Raw genomic sequence first — 18,854 nt, 5'->3', positions numbered from 1 at the left:
CCTTTTTGTGCTATACTTAAGATATGCATAGAAAAACAGTGATTGATTTTAGGGCTTTGGGGGAGAGATACACCTTTACCCAGCCGATCAAAGAGTTAAAAACGAGAGATTTATCAGAAGTGGCAGACTTGCTGGTACAAGTGGAAAGCTACCAAGAGCAAGGCTATTATGTCGTGGGCTATGTCAGTTACGAGGCTGCACCTGCATTTGAGGAGAAATTAGCAGTTCACAAGCTTCCTCTACTGGGCGAGTATTTGCTTTACTTTACCGTTCACGATAGGGTGGAAACATCCCCTATTCCTCTGACTTATGAGGAAGTAGATTTGCCTTCAAATTGGCAGGAAGTAACGTCAGCAGAGGACTATGAAAAGGCTATTGCCCAGATTCACCATCATTTGCGTCAGGGGGACACCTATCAGGTCAATTACACTGTCCAACTCAAGCAAGATTTAAGTGCCAATCCTTTTTCTATCTACAATCGTATGGTGGTAGAGCAGGAGGCGGGCTACAATGCCTATGTTGAACACGATGAGATGGCAGTGATTTCCATGAGCCCAGAGCTCTTTTTTGAGCAAAATGACCGGGAATTAACGACTCGCCCGATGAAGGGAACAACCCAGCGGGGAGTGACTGACGATGAAGATTTGAAAGAGGCAGCTTGGTTGGAGCAAGATCCTAAAAATCGCTCTGAAAATATGATGATTGTGGATCTCTTGCGCAATGACATGAACCGTATTTCTGAAGTGGGCAGTGAACATGTAGAACGTCTCTGTCAAGTGGAGCAGTATTCGACGGTTTGGCAGATGACTTCAACCATCAAGAGTCAGTTACGAGAGGATGTGGACTTGGTTGTCATTTTTCGCTCTCTCTTTCCTTGTGGTTCCATAACAGGAGCGCCCAAAATTGCGACCATGGAAATCATCAAGGACTTGGAGCCACAACCCAGAGGAGTTTACTGCGGAACTATTGGTATCTTGCTTCCAAATGGGCGACGAATTTTCAATGTCGCTATTCGGACTATCCAACTGCATCAAGGGAAAGCCATCTATGGAGTTGGCGGAGGGATTACTTGGGATAGTACTTGGGAATCTGAATACCGAGAGGTTCATCAAAAGGCGGCTGTACTCTATCGTAAACAAGCTCGTTTCCAACTGATTTCAACTGGTAAAATCAGCCAAAAACAACTGCTGTTTGAAGATCAACATCTGGAAAGACTGACAAAGGCGAGTAGGTATTTTGCCTATCCTTTTGATCCGGAAGACCTGAGACAAAGGATAGAGGAAGAGTGCCAAGCTTGCGATTCCCACCAAGACTATCGTTTGCGAATTACTCTTAACAAGTCTGGAGAGCTGGAACTCAGTCGCCAAGTATTAACACCACTTAGTCCAGGTTTCTGTCAGGCTAAACTTTGTCTGCAAGAAACAGATTTGAATCAAGCGTTTACCTACTTTAAAACAACTTACAGACCACATTTGAGTATAGGGGAGCAAGAGAAGATTTACCACAATAAGTCAGAAGAACTGCTTGAGACCTCCATTGGAAATCTGGTTCTGAAAATTGCCGGAAAATTCTATACACCGCCTATCAGACTAGGAATTTTGCCAGGAATCTACCGCCAGCATTTGCTAGAAACAGGACAGGTAGAGGAAAAAGTCTTGACTTTGGCAGACTTGAACCAAGCGGAAACTATCTATGGCTGTAATGCAGTCAGAGGTTTGTATGAGTTGAAAGTGATATAACTATGGATTTTTCAATTAAGTTTTAGATTTATTTCTGAATATTTAATATTTGATTTGAAAGCAAAATAAAGTATATGGTATACTATAGGTATAAATCGTTAAAATAATGGAGATTTTTATGAAAAAATCAAAAAAAATTTTAGTAACCAGCTTAGCAACTGCAACACTGGGACTTATTTCATTTGCAGATACAACTGAAGCCTTTCCTTTTTCGGCTCAGCATGTTTCTGCTCAAGAAAAGGATGTATCTAAAAACGGTAAGATTGTAAAAGAGAATACAACTTCGGCGCCAAATCAAGCTGAGAAACCGAAAACACCAGCGCAAAATCCTGCTGAGAAATCGAAAACACCAGCGCAAAATCCTGCTGAGAAATCGAAAACACCAGCGCAAAATCCTGCTGAGAAACCGAAAACACCAGCACAAAATCCTGCTGAGAAAACAAAAACACCAGCACCAAAACTCGCGCCGAAGCCGGCACCAAAACCCGCGCCGAAGCCGGCACCAAAACCTACACCGAAACCCGCGCCGAAGCCGGCACTAAAACCCGCGCCGAAGCCGGCACCAAAACCTGCGCCGAAGCCAGCACCAAAACCTACGCCGAAGCCAGCACCGAAACCCGCTCCAAAGCCAGCACCAAAACCCGCGCCGAAGCCGGCACCAAAACCGGCTGAAAAAGCTAAAGAAACAACTCCTAAACAGGATAAATCACAATCTAAAGTTCAGTCTGGCTGGGTAGGAAATTACTACCTCAAATCAGATGGAAAGAGAGCTAAAAATGAATGGGTAGATGGTGGTCGTTATTATGTTGATTCTGATGGAAAAAAGGTTAAAAGTGACTGGATTTATGATAAAAACCATGGTTCATATTATTATCTAACAGCAGAAGGAAGCTCTGCTCGCAATAAATGGGTAGGAAATTATTACCTCAAATCAGATGGAAAGATGGCCAAGAATGAATGGGTAGATGGTGGCCGTTATTATGTTGAATCAGATGGTAAAATGGCTAGGGATAAATGGGTAGATGGTGGCCGTCACTATGTAGACTACGATGGTGTGCGGCAACCAAAACTAGATGGGAAGCAGTACAATGCTGCTTTAAATAAAGCGAAAAGCTATAATTCGGTTTTACATATGTCAAAAAAAGATCTCTATAACCAATTAACGTGGAATGGTTTTTCAAGTTCAGTAGCGCAGTATGCCATCGATCACTTGAATGCAGATTACAAAGCAAATGCCTTAATTACAGCAAGAGAATACCGAAAGAATAACCATTTATCAAAGACAGAGATTTATGAGTGGCTAACTTCTTCTTATGTTGGAAAATTTACAAAAGAAGAAGCAAACTATGCAATTCAAAAACTTAATCTACCATCAGAAGGCAGCCAAGCTCGCAATAAATGGGTAGGAAATTATTATTTCAAATCAGATGGAAAGATGGCCAAGAATGAATGGGTAGATGGTGGCCGTTACTATGTTGATTCTGAAGGCAAAATGGTAAGGGGCAAATGGGTAGATGGTGGCCGTTATTATGTTGAATCAGATGGTAAAATGGCTAGGGATAAATGGGTAGATGGTGGCCGTCACTATGTAGGATACGATGGTGTGCGGCAACCAAAACTAGATGGGAAGCAGTACAATGCTGCTTTAAATAAAGCGAAAAGCTATAATTCGGTTTTACATATGTCAAAAAAAGATCTCTATAACCAATTAACGTGGAATGGTTTTTCAAGTTCAGCAGCGCAGTATGCCATCGATCACTTGAATGCAGATTACAAAGCAAATGCCTTAATTACAGCAAGAGAATACCGAAAGAATAACCATTTATCAAAGACAGAGATTTATGAGTGGCTAACTTCTTCTTATGTTGGAAAATTTACAAAAGAAGAAGCAAACTATGCAATTCAACATTTAGGTGACTAATTTTTACAAATAGTGAAGCAAATAAGATGTTTTAATTTTGGCTTGTAGCCTGCAAACCTTTGCACAAAAGAGACGTTTTTGTTATACTATATCTGTAAGCATTTTCAATTAAAAAGGAGAAGACGATGAGTCAAAAGATTATTGGGATTGACCTTGGTGGTACATCTATCAAGTTTGCAATTTTAACTCAAGAGGGAGAAATCCAAGAAAAATGGTCTATCAAGACTAATATTTTGGATGAAGGAAGCCATATTGTAGATGATATGATTGAGTCTATTCAACATCGTTTGGACTTGCTTGGATTGTCAGCCACAGACTTCCGAGGGATTGGGATGGGATCACCTGGTGTGGTTGACCGTGAAAAAGGAACTGTTATCGGTGCCTACAACCTCAACTGGAAAACCCTTCAACCAATTAAAGAAAAGATTGAAAAAGCCTTGGGTATTCCATTCTTCATTGATAATGATGCCAACGTAGCTGCTCTTGGTGAGCGCTGGATGGGTGCTGGTGACAACCAACCGGACGTTGTCTTTATGACACTTGGTACCGGTGTTGGTGGTGGTATCGTCGCTGAAGGAAAACTGCTCCACGGTGTTGCTGGTGCGGCAGGAGAGCTTGGTCACATCACTGTTGACTTTGACCAACCAATCGCATGTACTTGTGGTAAGAAAGGCTGTCTTGAGACAGTTGCTTCTGCAACAGGGATTGTCAACTTGACTCGTCGATATGCAGATGAATACGAAGGCGATGCAGCCTTGAAACGCTTGATTGATGACGGCGAAGAAGTAACTGCCAAAACTGTCTTTGACCTTGCAAAAGAAGGAGACGACCTTGCCTTGATCGTTTACCGTAACTTTTCACGTTACTTGGGTATTGCATGTGCTAACATCGGATCAATCCTCAACCCATCAACTATCGTTATCGGTGGTGGGGTGTCAGCAGCTGGAGAATTCCTTCTCCAAGGCGTGCAAAAAGTTTATGATGAAAATACCTTCCCTCAAGTACGCACATCCACTAAATTGGCTCTTGCAACTCTAGGAAATGACGCTGGAGTTATCGGAGCGGCATCACTTGTATTGCAATAAAATAAAATGATTATAGAGCTTGGTGTTTATCAAGCTCTTTTTTAAAAATCGAATAAAACGAAATAGGTTTAAATTTTGGGAAGGAGCCGCTAGATGAATACATCAAAACAACCCATGCTTGAACTAGCATTGTCTATCGCTACGGAAGCTCATAGGGGGCAATTTGATAAGGCAGGGATAGATTATATAGAACATCCAATTTTTGTTGCGAGCCAAGTTGATTCTGAAGAAGAGAAAGCAGTGGCTCTACTACATGATGTTATTGAGGATAGTTCTGTTACTGCTGAAGAGTTACTAAATGCGGGTTTACCAGAGACAGTAGTTACAGCCGTTCAGATTTTGTCAAAGAAAAAGGGACAAGACTATCCAACCTATCTGAAAACTGTGAAATCCAATCCCCTAGCACGCGTTGTCAAATTAGCAGATTTGAAGCATAATTCGGATTTATCGAGACTGAGTTCTGTCACTGACAAGGATTTGGAACGATTAGAAAAATATAAAAAGGCCATCGATTATCTGAGTATGTAGAAAAGATTTTTTATGCTATACTAGTTAGGACAATAAATGAGGTGAGAGTAAATGACAAAAGCAGATACGATTTTTAAAGAGAATATTGAACGAATCCTCAAAGACGGTGTCTTTTCCGAGCAGGCACGTCCCAAGTACAAGGATGGGACTGTTGCCAACTCCAAGTACGTAACGGGTGCCTTTGCCGAGTATGACTTGGCTATGGGGGAATTTCCCATCACAACCTTGCGTCCCATTGCAATCAAATCCGCCATCAAGGAAGTACTCTGGATCTACCAAGATCAGTCTAATAGCCTAGAAGTGCTAAATAGCAAGTACAATGTTCACTACTGGAATGACTGGGAAGTGGGAGATACGGGAACCATCGGTGAACGCTATGGGGCGGTCGTTAAGAAACACGATATCATTAATAAGATTCTCAAGCAGTTGGAAGCCAATCCCTGGAACCGTCGCAATATCATCTCACTCTGGGATTACCAAGCATTTGAGGAGACAGACGGCCTCCTTCCATGCGCCTTTCAGACCATGTTTGATGTCCGTCGGGTTGATGGGGAAATCTATCTGGATGCGACCTTGACCCAGCGCTCTAATGATATGCTGGTGGCCCACCATATCAATGCCATGCAGTATGTGGCTCTTCAAATGATGATTGCCAAGCATTTTGGCTGGAAGATTGGGAAGTTTTTCTATTTTATCAACAACCTCCATATCTATGATAATCAGTTTGAACAAGCTCAGGAATTGCTCCGTCGTGAGCCGTCAAACTGCCAACCTCGTTTGGTCTTGAATGTTCCTGATGGGACCAATTTCTTTGATATCAAAGCGGAGGACTTTGAGTTAGTTGACTATAATCCAGTCAAGCCACAACTGAAGTTTGATTTGGCTATTTAAGAAAATAAAAAGAAGTTGAGAAATCTCAACTTCTTTTGTTGCTTAATGTGATACGCGGCGGCGAGCTGCTTTTTTGCGGTTTTCTTCGATGAAAGCTGCTTTTTGCTCTTCTGGCTCAATCACTTTCTTTTTAATTGCGTATACTGCACCTGCAACGGCAGCGACAGTTCCTGCGACACCTGTTACAAGACCTTTAGCGAATCCTTTAGCCATGAGTCTTCCTCCTTTATCTTCCCGATCAGCCAGGCTCCTCAAGTGGTAGCATTTTTCTGACTGACCTTTTTATGATATAATAATAGTAACGAAAAAATGAGAATTTTTCAAGGAAAAAAGATGAAAACAAAAATAATTGTGATTGTTGGACCGACTGCTGTTGGGAAGACAGCTCTTGCTATTGAAGTAGCCAAGCGCTTTGGTGGAGAGGTGGTCAGCGGTGACAGTCAGCAAGTATACAGAGGGTTGGATATTGGAACAGCCAAGGCTAGCCCGGAGGAGCAAGCTGTTGTTCCTCATCATTTGATTGATGTCAGAGAGGTGACCGAGTCTTACTCGGCTTTTGATTTTGTTTCAGAAGCTAAGGCAGCCATAGAGGACATCCAAAGTCGTGGCAAGCTTGCTATTATCGCTGGAGGCACAGGGCTTTATATCCAGAGCTTGCTGGAAGGCTACCACCTAGGTGGAGAAACACCTCATGAGGAGATTTTAGCCTATCGGACTAGTTTGGAGCCTTATTCAGATGAGGAATTAGCCCATCTTGTGGAGCAAGCAGGTCTTGAAATTCCCCAGTTTAACCGTCGTCGTGCCATGCGCGCCTTGGAAATTGCCCATTTTGGTCAGGATTTGGAAAATCAGGAAAGTCCTTATGAACCACTGATTATCTGCTTGGATGATGAACGCAGTCAGCTTTATGAACGTATCAATCGCCGAGTAGATCTGATGTTTGAGGCTGGGCTTTTGGATGAGGCCAAGTGGCTCTTTGACCATTATCCAGATGTGCAGGCAGCTAAAGGCATTGGCTACAAGGAACTCTTTCCTTATTTCCGTGGGGAGCAAACTCTTGAGGAAGCCAGCGAGAGTCTCAAACAGGCGACTCGCCGTTTTGCTAAGCGTCAGCTGACCTGGTTCCGTAATCGCATGCAGGTGACCTTTTATCAGATAGGAGAGCCTGACGTGCAGGACCGCATTTTAAGCCAGATAGAGGAGTTTTTAGATGATTGAAACGGAGAAAAAAGAGGAGCGAGTCCTGCTCGTAGGTGTGGAATTGCAGGGCATGGACAATTTTGACCTCTCTATGGAAGAGTTGGCCAGTCTGGCTAAGACAGCTGGGGCAGTCGTTGTAGATAGCTACAGGCAAAAACGGGAAAAGTATGACTCCAAGACCTTCGTCGGCTCTGGTAAGTTGGAAGAGATTGCGCGGATGGTAGATGCAGAAGAAATTACTACTGTCATCGTCAATAATCGTTTGACTCCACGGCAAAATGTCAATCTAGAAGAAGTTCTGGGAGTTAAGGTTATTGACCGTATGCAGTTGATTCTGGATATCTTTGCCATGCGGGCTCGAAGCCATGAAGGGAAACTCCAAGTCCACCTAGCTCAACTCAAGTATCTCTTGCCTCGCTTGGTTGGTCAGGGGATTATGCTTAGCCGTCAGGCAGGTGGAATTGGTTCCCGTGGTCCAGGTGAAAGCCAGCTGGAACTGAACCGTCGTAGTGTTCGTAATCAAATCACAGATATCGAGCGCCAGCTCAAGGTGGTTGAGAAAAATCGGGCGACAGTCAGAGAAAAACGCTTGGAGTCAAGTACCTTTAAGATTGGTTTGATTGGTTACACCAATGCTGGGAAATCAACCATCATGAACACCTTGACCAGTAAGATCCAGTATGAAGCAGACGAGCTCTTTGCGACTCTGGATGCGACGACAAAGAGTATCCATTTGGGAGGTAATCTTCAGGTTACCTTAACTGATACGGTTGGCTTTATCCAAGATTTGCCAACAGAATTGGTGTCCAGTTTCAAGTCAACCTTGGAAGAAAGCAAGCATGTGGACCTTCTGGTTCATGTCATTGATGCCAGCAATCCTTATCACGAGGAGCATGAAAAAACGGTTCTGTCTATCATGAAAGACTTGGATATGGAGGATATTCCTCGCCTGACTCTTTATAATAAAGCAGATTTGGTGGAGGATTTCACGCCTACTCAAACGCCTTATGCCCTCATTTCTGCCAAGTCTGAGGATAGTCGTGAGAATTTGCAGGCTTTGTTTTTAGAGAAAATCAAGGAGATTTTTGAAGCATTTACTTTGCGCGTGCCTTTTTCAAAATCCTACAAGATTCATGATTTGGAAAGTGTGGCGATTCTTGAAGATCGTGACTATCAAGATGACGGTGAAGTGATTACAGGATTTATTTCCGAGAAAAATAAATGGAGGTTAGAGGAATTTTATGACTGATATTAAAACTTTGGCTCTAAAGTATGGAGGTTATACAAGTCTGGATAAGGTCTATCTGGATCAGCTTCTAGCTGGCAAAACAGAGCAAGAGCAGTTGGCTCTCATCACACCTCCTCCGAGTGTAGTCAATGCCTACTTTGCAGAACTTTATCAGAAAAAGAGCCCTCAGGCTGCGACGGATTATTTTGCAGAACTCAGTCAGGAACTGAACCTCTACAATGCTGAGCCAAGTTTCACCTTTGAAAATAAGCCCTTTATTCGTCTGAACCTATCTGGCAAATCCTTTGGCTTTTGCTATGAGAGGGAGGGACTTTGTCGCATTTTCTCAGAAGCTGAGGAAGCAATCACAGATAACTTGCTTTTTGAGATTGCGCAAATTTTCCCCCATCAACTCGTCTTTGAAGAGTCTGGAAAGATTTACATGAAAGCTGTCGGAGATGAGGAAGTTGTTAGTGTCAAAAATCTCACAGCCTTGACAGATTTGGAAAGTTTGGCTGATGGTCGCAAACGTCTCAAAGGCTACAGTCAAGAGGATTTACTGCAAGAAGCTGTTGCTTTCTCTGGCAGTCGCTATTTCCGATCGGAAAATCGCACAGCCATGTTATATATTGATTAATTAGAAAGTATCGAATGGATATTCAATTTTTAGGAACAGGGGCTGGTCAGCCCTCTAAAGCCCGCAACGTCTCTAGTCTCGCCCTGAAACTCTTGGACGAGATTAACGAAGTCTGGCTCTTTGACTGTGGAGAAGGAACGCAAAATCGCATTCTGGAAACCACGATTCGACCACGGAAGGTCAGCAAAATCTTTATCACTCACTTGCATGGAGACCACATCTTTGGCTTGCCAGGTTTTCTCTCTAGCCGTGCCTTTCAAGCTAATGAAGAGCAGACAGATTTGGACATCTATGGACCTCAAGGGATCAAGTCATTTGTCTTAACCAGTCTTCGTGTGTCAGGTTCTCGCTTGCCTTACCGCATTCATTTTCATGAGTTTGACCAAGATTCTCTAGGGAAAATCCTTGAGACCGATAAATTCACTGTGTATGCAGAGGAGCTGGACCACACTATTTTCTGCGTTGGTTATCGTGTCATGCAAAAGGACTTAGAAGGAACCTTGGATGCTGAAAAACTTAAGGCTGCTGGTGTTCCGTTTGGCCCGCTTTTTGGAAAAATAAAAAACGGTCAGGACGTTGTTCTCGAAGACGGAACTGCAATCAAGGCAGCAGACTATATCTCAGCACCTCGACCTGGTAAGATTATTACTATTCTGGGTGACACCCGAAAAACCAATGCCAGTGTGCGTCTAGCTGTCAACGCCGATGTCTTGGTTCACGAGTCGACTTATGGCAAGGGAGATGAAAAAATTGCTCGCAATCACGGTCACTCAACCAATATGCAGGCAGCACAAGTAGCAGCAGAAGCCGGTGCCAAGCGCCTCTTGCTCAATCATATCAGCGCCCGCTTCCTCTCAAAAGATATCAGCCAGCTCAAGAAAGATGCGACTACTGTTTTTGAAAATGTCCATGTGGTCAAAGACTTGGAAGAAGTGGAAATCTAGCAGTTATTGAAAGGACGAAGCATGTCTACTATTCTCATTACAGGAGCTAGCGGTGGCCTAGCCCAAGAAATGGTCAAACTCTTGCCAGATGACCAACTCATCTTACTAGGTAGAAACAAGGAAAAACTGTCGGAGCTATATGGAAATCATCCCCATGTAGAATTGATTGAAATCGATATTACTGATGACTCGGTTCTAGAATCTCTGGTAGCTGACCTCTATCTCCGTTATGGTAAAATTGATGTCTTAATCAACAATGCTGGCTATGGAATTTTTGAAGACTTTGATCAGATTTCTAATCAAGACATTAACCAGATGTTTGAGGTCAATACCTTTGCTCTGATGAATCTGTCTCGTCGTCTTGCGGCTCGTATGAAGGAGAGGGGAAAAGGGCATATCATCAATATCGTCAGCATGGCAGGTTTGATAGCGACTAGCAAGTCCAGTCTCTACTCAGCGACAAAGTTTGCAGCGATTGGATTTTCAAACGCTCTGCGCCTCGAACTGATGCCCTATGGTGTCTATCTAACGACGGTCAATCCAGGACCGATTCGTACTGCCTTTTTTGACCAGGCAGACCCAGATGGCAGCTACCTCAAGTCGGTTGACCGTTTTCTCTTAGAACCAGATGCAGTCGCTAGAAAGATTGTCAAAACCATAGGAAAAAACAAACGGGAACTCAATCTCCCAGTTTTGTTGAACCTAGCCCATAAGTTTTATACCCTCTTTCCCAAGCTAGCTGATAAGTTGGCAGGGGGAATCTTTAATTATAAGTAAAAAAGTTCCTTACAAAAGGAACTTTTTTATAATATTTAACTGAGTGTCAAAAATTGTTTGATTTTGTTTTAAAACTACATTCATATTTTTAAAATCCTCTACAAATTTTAGAAAAAACAATCAAAATTATGATTTTTTGTATTTAGAGCATTGAAATTCCCTATATTATTTTATAAAATAAGAGTAAAAGACTATGAAAAAGTAATACGCTTACAACGAAATGGAAGCGGTTACTAAAGGAGGATTTTATGGAAAAAGGCCATTGGAATCGTAAAAGAGTCTACAGCATTCGTAAGTTTGCCGTAGGCGCTTGCTCTGTTATGATTGGAACCTGTGCGGTTCTATTTGGAGGAAGTGTCGTTGGAGAATCACCAGTTTTCGCGGATGAAACTCCTATCACCCACACTGTGGAACAAGCAAAAGAGGAAAGTCCGGCAGTGGAGGAAAAAGAAGATCAAACTGTAGCAGAGCACAAGGATGCTGCAAGTGTCGACCAAAGTCAAGCTACTCCCATTGAAGCAAGCAAACCAGAGGTGAAAGAAGAGGAACCTGTAGCTCCAAAAGAGGAGAAAGCATCTCTAAAACCTGAAGAAACTGCTCCAAAGGTAGAATCTCAAGTTTCAAGTCAAGAAAAGCCTGTCAAGGAAGATTTGAAAGCTGCGACAAATGAAGAAGTGAATCAAATGATTGAAGATAGAAAAGTGAATTTTAATCAAAATTGGCACTTTAAACTCAATGCGAATCCTAAAGAAGCTGTGAAATCAGATGCCGATGTATCAACATGGCAAAAATTGGACCTTCCACACGATTGGAGTATCTTTAACGATTTTGACCATCAATCACCTGCTCAAAACGAAGGTGGACAGCTAAATGGTGGTGAAGCTTGGTATCGTAAGACCTTTAAACTTGATGAAAAAGACCTCAAGAAGAATGTTCGTTTGACTTTTGACGGTGTCTACATGGATTCTCAAGTCTATGTCAACGGCCAGTTAGTGGGACATTATCCAAATGGTTATAACCAGTTCTCATACGATATCACCAAATACCTTCACAAAGATGGTCGTGAGAATGTGATTGCTGTCCATGCTGTTAACAAACAACCAAGTAGCCGTTGGTACTCAGGAAGTGGTATTTACCGTGATGTGACCTTGCAAGTGACAGATAAGGTTCATGTTGAGAAAAATGGTACAACTATCTTAACTCCGAAACTGGAAGAACAGCAACACGGCAAGGTTGAAACTCATGTGACCAGCAAAATCGTCAATACAGACGATAAAGACCATGAACTTGTGGCAGAGTATCAAATCGTTGAACGTGGTGGTCAGGCTGTAACAGGCGTGGTTCGTACAGCAAGTCGTACCTTGAAAGCACATGAGTCAACAAGCCTAGATGCTATTTTAGAAGTTGAAAAACCAAAACTCTGGACAGTTTTAAATGACAAACCTGCCTTGTATGAATTGATTACGCGTGTATATCGTGATGGTCAATTGGTTGATGCTAAGAAGGATTTGTTTGGTTACCGTTACTATCACTGGACTCCAAATGATGGTTTCTCTTTAAATGGTGAACGCATTAAATTCCATGGCGTTTCCTTGCACCATGACCACGGAGCGCTTGGAGCAGAAGAAAACTATAAAGCAGAATATCGCCGTCTCAAACAAATGAAGGAGATGGGGGTTAACGCCATCCGTACAACTCATAACCCTGCAAGTCCTCAAACCTTGCAAATCGCAGCAGAACTTGGTTTGCTCGTTCAGGAAGAGGCCTTTGATACGTGGTATAATGGCAAGAAACCTTATGACTATGGTCGTTTCTTTGAAAAAGATGCCACTCACCCAGAAGCTAGAAAAGGTGAAAAATGGTCAGACTACGATCTTCGTACTATGGTCGAAAGAGATAAAAATAACCCAGCTGTCTTCATGTGGTCAATCGGTAATGAAATCGGTGAAGCCAACGGTGATGCTCATTCTCTAGCAACTGTAAAACGTTTGGTCAAAGTTATCAAGGATGTTGATAAGACTCGTTACGTTACCATGGGAGCAGATAAGTTTCGCTTTGGTGATGGTAGTGGTGGTCATGAGAAGATTGCCGAAGAACTGGATGCAGTTGGTTTTAACTACTCAGAAGATAACTACAAGAAACTTCGTGCGAAACATCCAAACTGGTTGATTTACGGCTCTGAGACATCTTCAGCAACCCGTACACGTGGAAGTTACTATCGCCCTGAACAGGAATTGAAACATAGTAACGGACCTGAGCGTAACTACGAACAGTCTGACTATGGTAATGACCGTGTTGGTTGGGGTAAAACTGCAACAGATTCATGGACTTTTGACCGCGACAATGCTGGCTATGCTGGACAGTTTATCTGGACAGGTACGGACTATATCGGTGAGCCAACACCATGGCACAACCAAAACCATACACCAGTTAATAGTTCTTACTTTGGAATCGTAGATACAGCTGGTATTCCAAAACATGACTTCTATCTCTACCAAAGCCAATGGGTTTCTGCCAAGAAGAAACCAATGGTACACCTTCTTCCTCACTGGAACTGGGAAAATAGAGAATTGGCATCGAAAGTTGAAGATTCAGACGGAAAAATCCCAGTTCGAGCATACTCAAACGCTGCAAGCGTAGAATTGTTCTTGAACGGTCAATCTCTCGGAGTTAAGAAGTTCAACAAAAAACAAACTAGTGATGGCCGTACCTACCAAGAAGGTGCCAATGCTAAGGAACTCTATCTTGAGTGGAAGGTTGCTTACCAACCAGGTACTTTGGAAGCTGTAGCTCGCGATGAAGCTGGAAAAGAAATTGCACGTGACAAGATTACCACTGCAGGCCAACCAGCAGGTGTTCGTCTTGTCAAGGAAGAACACGCAATCGCAGCAGATGGAAAAGACTTGACCTACATCTACTACGAAATCGTTGATAGTCAAGGAAATGTAGTGCCAACTGCCAATAATTTGGTTCGTTTCCAATTGCATGGACAAGGTCAACTGGTCGGTGTCGATAATGGGGAACAAGCCAGCCGTGAACGCTATAAGGCGCAAGCGGATGGTTCTTGGATTCGCAGAGCCTTTAACGGTAAAGGTGTTGCCATTGTCAAATCAACTGAACAAGCAGGCAAATTCACGCTAACAGCTCATTCAGATCTCTTGAAATCTGGTCAAGTAACAGTTTTTACTGGTAAGAAAGAAGGACAAGAAAAGACAGTTCTAGGAACAGAGGTACCAAAAGTACGTACTGTTATCGAGAAAGAACCAAAAATGCCGAAGACCGTCGCTTTTGTCTATAGTGATGGCAGTCGTGAAAAACGTCCAGTAACATGGTCTTCTGTTGATGTGAGCCAAGCTGGAGTTGTGACAGTTAAAGGCATGGCAGACGGACGTGAGGTAGAGGCTCGTGTCGAGGTTCTAGCAATTGCCAAAGAACTACCAACTGTTAAACGTGTTGCTCCAGGAACAGATTTAAATGCTGTTGATAAATACGTTTCTATCGCTGTAACAGATGGAAGCGTTCAAGAATACGAAGTGGATAAGTGGGAGATTGCGGCGTCAGATAAAGCCAAACTTTCAGTTGCTGGATCACGTATTCAAATGACTGCTCAATTAGGAGGAGAAATCATACATGCTACTCTTGTAGTAGAAGAAGGCAATCCTGCAGCACCTGTAGTGCCAACTGTAACTGTTGGCGGTGAAGCTATCGCAGGACTTACTAGTCAACATCCAATGCAATACCGCACTCTTGCTTACGGTGCATCCTTGCCAGAAGTTGTAGCAAGTGCTGAAAATGCGGATGTTACTGTAGTCCAAGCAAGTGCAGCAAACGGTATGCGTGCAAGCATCTTTGTTCAACCCAAAGATGGTGGTCCGCTTCAAACCTATGCAATTCAATTCCTTGAAGAAGCACCGAAAATTGACCATTTGAGCTTACAAGTGGAGCAAGCTAACGGTCTTAAAGAAGACCAAACAGTGAAATTGTCTGTACTTGCTCACTATCAAGACGGAACACAAGCAGTTTTACCAGCTGATAAAGTGACCTTCTCTACAAGTGGTGAAGGGGAAGTCGCAGTTCGTAAAGGAATGCTTGAGTTACATAAGCCAGGAGCAGTCACTCTCAAAGCAGAATATGAGGGGGCTACAGGTCAAATCGATTTCACGATCCAAGCCAATACTGAGACGAAGGTTGCGCAATCCATTCGTCCAGTAAATGTAGTGACTGACTTGCATCAGGAACCAAGCTTTCCAGCAACAGTAACGGTTGAGTATGACAAAGGTTTCCCTAAAACTCATAAAGTCACATGGCAAGCTATTCCAAAAGAAAAACTAGACCATTATCAGACCTTTGAAGTTCTAGGTAAAGTTGAAGGCCTTGACCTTGAAGCGCGTGCTAAAGTCTCTGTAGAAGGTATCGTTTCGGTTGAAGAAGTCAGTGTGACAACACCAATCGCAGAAGCGCCGCAATTACCAGAAAGTGTTCGTACCTACGATTCAAATGGTCACGTTTCATCTGCTAAGGTTACTTGGGATGCGATTCAATCAGACCAATACGCTAAGGAAGGTGTCTTTACAGTCACTGGTCGCCTAGAAGGTACGCAATTAACTACCAAACTTCATGTTCGTGTGTCTGCTCAAACTGAGCAGGGGGCAAACATTTCTGACCAATGGACCGGCTCAGAATTGCCACTTGCCTTTGCTTCAGACTCAAATCCAAGCGATCCTGTTTCAAACGTCAACGATAAATTGATTTCCTTTAATGACCGACCAGCCAACCGCTGGACCAACTGGAATCGTAGTAATCCAGAAGCTTCAGTCGGTGTTCTATTTGGAGATTCAGGTATCTTAAGCAAACGTTCCGTTGATAATCTAAGTGTCGGATTCCACGAAGACCATGGAGTCGGTGCACCGAAGTCTTATGTGATTGAGTATTATGTCGGTAAGACCGTTCCGACAGCTCCTAAAAACCCTAGCTTTGTAGGCAATGAAGAACATGTCTTTAACGATCCAGCTAACTGGAAACCAGTTACCAATCTAAAAGCCCCAGCTCAACTCAAGGCTGGAGAAATGAATCACTTTAGCTTTGATAAAGTTGAGACTTATGCTGTGCGCATTCGCATGGTTAAAGCAGATAATAAGCGTGGAACTTCTATCACAGAAGTACAAATCTTTGCAAAACAAGTTGCGGCAGCCAAACAAGGACAAACAAGAATCCAAGTTGACGGCAAAGATTTAGCAAACTTCAACCCTGATTTGACAGACTACTACCTTGAGTCTGTAGATGGAAAAGTTCCTACAGTAACAGCAAGTGTTAGCAGCAATGGTCTTGCTACCGTTGTTCCAAGTGTTCGTGAAGGTGAGCCAGTTCGTGTCGTCGCGAAAGCTGAAAATGGTGACATCCTAGGAGAATACCGTCTACACTTTACAGGCAATAAAGACTTACTCTCTCGTAAACCAGTTGCTGCGGTCAAACAAGCTCGCTTATTGCAACTAGGTCAACCACTTGAATTGCCAACTAAGGTTCCTGTTTACTTCACAGGTAAAGACGGCTATGAGACAAAAGACTTGACAGTGGAATGGGAAAAAGTTCCAGCAGAAAATCTGACAAAAGCAGGTCAATTTACCGTTCGAGGCCATGTCCTTGGTAGTGACCTCGTTGCTGAGTTCACTGTACGAGTGACGGACAAACTTGGTGAGGCTCTCTCAAACAACACTAACTATGATGAAAACAGTAACCAAGCCTTTGCTTCTGCAACTAATGATATTGATCCAAGTTCACATGACCGTGTAGACTATATCAATGATGGAGACCACAATGAAAATCGCCGTTGGACAAACTGGTCTCCAACACCATCTTCTAATCCAGAAGTATCAACAGGTGTTATTTTCCGTGAAAATGGTAAGATTGTAGAACGGACTGTTGCGCAAGCCAAACTTCACTTCTTTGCAGATAGTGGAACGGATGCGCCATCTAAACTCGTTTTGGAACGCTATATTGGTCCAGACTTTGAAGTGCCTACCTACTATTCAAACTACCAAGCCTATGATGCAGCCCATCCATTCAACAATCCAGATAACTGGGAAGCTGTTCCTTATCGTGCGGATAAAGATATTGAAGCTGGTGATGAAATTAACGTAACATTTAAAGCTGTGAAAGCCAAAGCCATGAGATGGCGTATGGAGCGTAAAGCAGACAAGAGCGGTGTTGCGATGATTGAGATGACCTTCCTTGCGCCAAGCGAATTGCCTCAAGAAAGCACTCAATCGAAGATTCTTGTAGATGGAAAAGAACTTCCTGATTTCGCTGAAAATCGTCAAGACTATCAGGTTACCTATAAAGGTCAACGTCCAAAAGTCTCAGTCGAAGAAAGCAATCAAGTAGCTTCAACTGTAGTAGATAGTGGCGATGATAGTCTTCCAGTACTTGTTCGCCTCGTTTCAGAAGGTGGAAAACAAGTCAAGGAATACCGTATCCAACTAGTCAAAGAAAAACCAGTTTCTGAGAAAACAGCTCCTGCCATTCAAGAAGAGAATCCAAGTCTTGAGGTTGTCGAAAAGGAACTTGCCTTCCAGACTGTTGAAAAAGAAGATTCAAGTCTATATGTAGGTGAAAGCCGTGTAGCACAAGAAGGACAAGTTGGTAAGGAACGCATTCTTACATCTGTTAGTCCAGACGGAACTCGTGAAGAGAAACTCCGTGAAGTGATCCAGGTTCCTGTTAATCGGGTTCTTCTCGTTGGAACTAAACGAGGTACGGCTCAACCGCTTGATGGTGTCAAAGATTTGGTTCATCACAAGCCAGAGCTCCTAGTGGAAGAAGAGGAAGTTGATTTCCAAGTTCAGGAACGTAAGACTGACAAACTTTATGTGGGTGAAAGTCGTGTCCTTCAAGAAGGTCAAAAAGGTGTTCGTGTCCACCTAGTAGAAGTCGAAAACGGTAAGCGTACATCGAAAGAAACCTTTGATAAGATAGTTGCGCAAGATCGTATCGTGGAAGTAGGAACTAAACGTGGTACGGCTCAACCGCTTGATGGTGTCAAAGATTTGGTTCATCACAAGCCAGAGCTCCTAGTGGAAGAAGAGGAAGTTGATTTCCAAGTTCAAGAACGTAAGAACGATAAACTTCCAGTGGGGCAAACTCGTGTGATCCAAGAAGGCCAAAAAGGTGTTCGTGTCCACCTAGTAGAAGTCGAAAACGGTAAGCGTACATCGAAAGAAACCTTTGATAAGGTAGCAGCACAAGATCGTATCGTGGAAGTGGGAACTTCTGTAGCACAAGAAGAACCAAATCCACAAGTTTCTGTCAATCCAGATGCGCACCAACTGGCTCAAACAGGAGCACAATCTCAAGAAGAAAAAGTGACACAAGCTGAAAAAGGTCACCTTCCAAATACAGGAAGTGAGTCTCAGGTGTCAGCTTTAGCAGCAGGATTGGCTATCTTGGGCTTAGGTGCAGGCCTTGCAGCTACTACTCGCAAAAAAGAAGACTAAGTTTAGTTACAAGCTAAATTGAACAGGAAAAGGCCAGAGTGACGCTCTGGTCTTTTTCGTCTGAGTTGTAATAGTAAATAAATGTTTAGAATAGTCAATCCTATTCCAAATGGATTTTGTTCAAAATTCATAAAGTGCTCTTCACACTTATAAAAAGAGAGGTCGTGTTTGAAAATAATTGATAAATATGCTACAATAGTAGGCACTGGAAATTTTTATAAATGATTTTTTTATGAGAAAAATCGGAAAAAATCCATTCAACTTTCGAAGGATCATGATCAGATGAGAAAGCGTAAAATTCCTTACCTTTCAGAGATTTGGTATGGGAATGGTTTTTTTAGATGTTAATCATGGTGACAGAGTTGATATACTTATAAAAATTTTAAGGATTAAGTAAATCCGTTTATGCATTTG

Annotated in this window: 12 protein-coding genes; 11 read left to right on the top strand and 1 reads right to left on the bottom strand. The window is 42.8% G+C overall.

The genetic code is table 11. The annotated features are described in order from the left end of the window. Positions 1–23: 23 nt before the first annotated feature. The 5 genes from pabB to D8854_RS08935 all read left to right on the top strand — a co-directional run bounded on the left by pabB (position 24) and on the right by D8854_RS08935 (position 6,164). Complete coding sequence (gene pabB, locus D8854_RS08955; RefSeq protein WP_125450564.1) at positions 24–1,739, top strand: aminodeoxychorismate synthase component I; 1,716 nt, start codon at positions 24–26, stop codon at positions 1,737–1,739. A gap of 118 nt (positions 1,740–1,857) precedes the next feature. After that, the gene (locus tag D8854_RS08950; RefSeq protein WP_125450563.1) at positions 1,858–3,660 is read left to right on the top strand and encodes an Ltp family lipoprotein; all 1,803 of its coding nucleotides are present in this window, start codon (positions 1,858–1,860) and stop codon (positions 3,658–3,660) included. Between the two features lie 125 nt (positions 3,661–3,785). Further along, a complete protein-coding gene (locus D8854_RS08945) occupies positions 3,786–4,745 on the top strand; it encodes an ROK family glucokinase (RefSeq protein WP_000078548.1) in 960 nt (319 codons plus the stop codon). Between the two features lie 93 nt (positions 4,746–4,838). Beyond that, a complete protein-coding gene (locus D8854_RS08940) occupies positions 4,839–5,273 on the top strand; it encodes an HD domain-containing protein (protein ID WP_001097946.1) in 435 nt (144 codons plus the stop codon). Positions 5,274–5,324: 51 nt separating this feature from the next. Continuing rightward, on the top strand, positions 5,325–6,164 hold the full coding sequence (locus tag D8854_RS08935) for a thymidylate synthase (RefSeq protein ID WP_000158623.1): 840 nt from the start codon (positions 5,325–5,327) through the stop codon (positions 6,162–6,164). A gap of 42 nt (positions 6,165–6,206) precedes the next feature. On the opposite strand, the gene D8854_RS08930 is transcribed toward D8854_RS08935, so the two are convergent. Continuing rightward, a complete protein-coding gene (locus D8854_RS08930) occupies positions 6,207–6,377 on the bottom strand; it encodes a DUF3042 family protein (protein WP_001051782.1) in 171 nt (56 codons plus the stop codon). A gap of 120 nt (positions 6,378–6,497) precedes the next feature. On the opposite strand from D8854_RS08930, the gene miaA reads away from it, so the two are divergent. The 6 genes from miaA (at position 6,498) to bgaA (ending at position 18,440) form a co-directional block, all read left to right on the top strand. Next, positions 6,498–7,382, top strand: a complete 885-nt coding sequence (gene miaA, locus D8854_RS08925; protein WP_000850171.1) for a tRNA (adenosine(37)-N6)-dimethylallyltransferase MiaA — start codon at positions 6,498–6,500, stop codon at positions 7,380–7,382. Next, positions 7,375–8,613, top strand: a complete 1,239-nt coding sequence (gene hflX, locus D8854_RS08920) for a GTPase HflX (RefSeq protein ID WP_000573208.1) — start codon at positions 7,375–7,377, stop codon at positions 8,611–8,613. Before miaA ends, hflX begins: the two co-directional genes overlap by 8 nt. Then, on the top strand, positions 8,606–9,229 hold the full coding sequence (locus D8854_RS08915; protein WP_000129707.1) for a hypothetical protein: 624 nt from the start codon (positions 8,606–8,608) through the stop codon (positions 9,227–9,229). Before hflX ends, D8854_RS08915 begins: the two co-directional genes overlap by 8 nt. A 14-nt stretch (positions 9,230–9,243) precedes the next feature. Beyond that, the gene (gene rnz / locus D8854_RS08910; protein WP_125450562.1) at positions 9,244–10,173 is read left to right on the top strand and encodes a ribonuclease Z; all 930 of its coding nucleotides are present in this window, start codon (positions 9,244–9,246) and stop codon (positions 10,171–10,173) included. A 21-nt stretch (positions 10,174–10,194) separates the two neighbouring features. Continuing rightward, on the top strand, positions 10,195–10,950 hold the full coding sequence (locus D8854_RS08905) for an SDR family NAD(P)-dependent oxidoreductase (RefSeq protein WP_125450561.1): 756 nt from the start codon (positions 10,195–10,197) through the stop codon (positions 10,948–10,950). A 248-nt stretch (positions 10,951–11,198) separates the two neighbouring features. Continuing rightward, on the top strand, positions 11,199–18,440 hold the full coding sequence (gene bgaA, locus D8854_RS08900; RefSeq protein ID WP_125450560.1) for an LPXTG-anchored adhesin/beta-galactosidase BgaA: 7,242 nt from the start codon (positions 11,199–11,201) through the stop codon (positions 18,438–18,440). Positions 18,441–18,854: the final 414 nt, after the last annotated feature.

It is taken from the genome of Streptococcus mitis, from assembly GCF_003943905.1.
GTDB classification, from domain to species: domain Bacteria; phylum Bacillota; class Bacilli; order Lactobacillales; family Streptococcaceae; genus Streptococcus; species Streptococcus mitis_BC.
The sequence above is the reverse complement of the archived record's forward strand: the minus strand, read 5'-3'. Positions and strand labels throughout refer to the sequence as shown.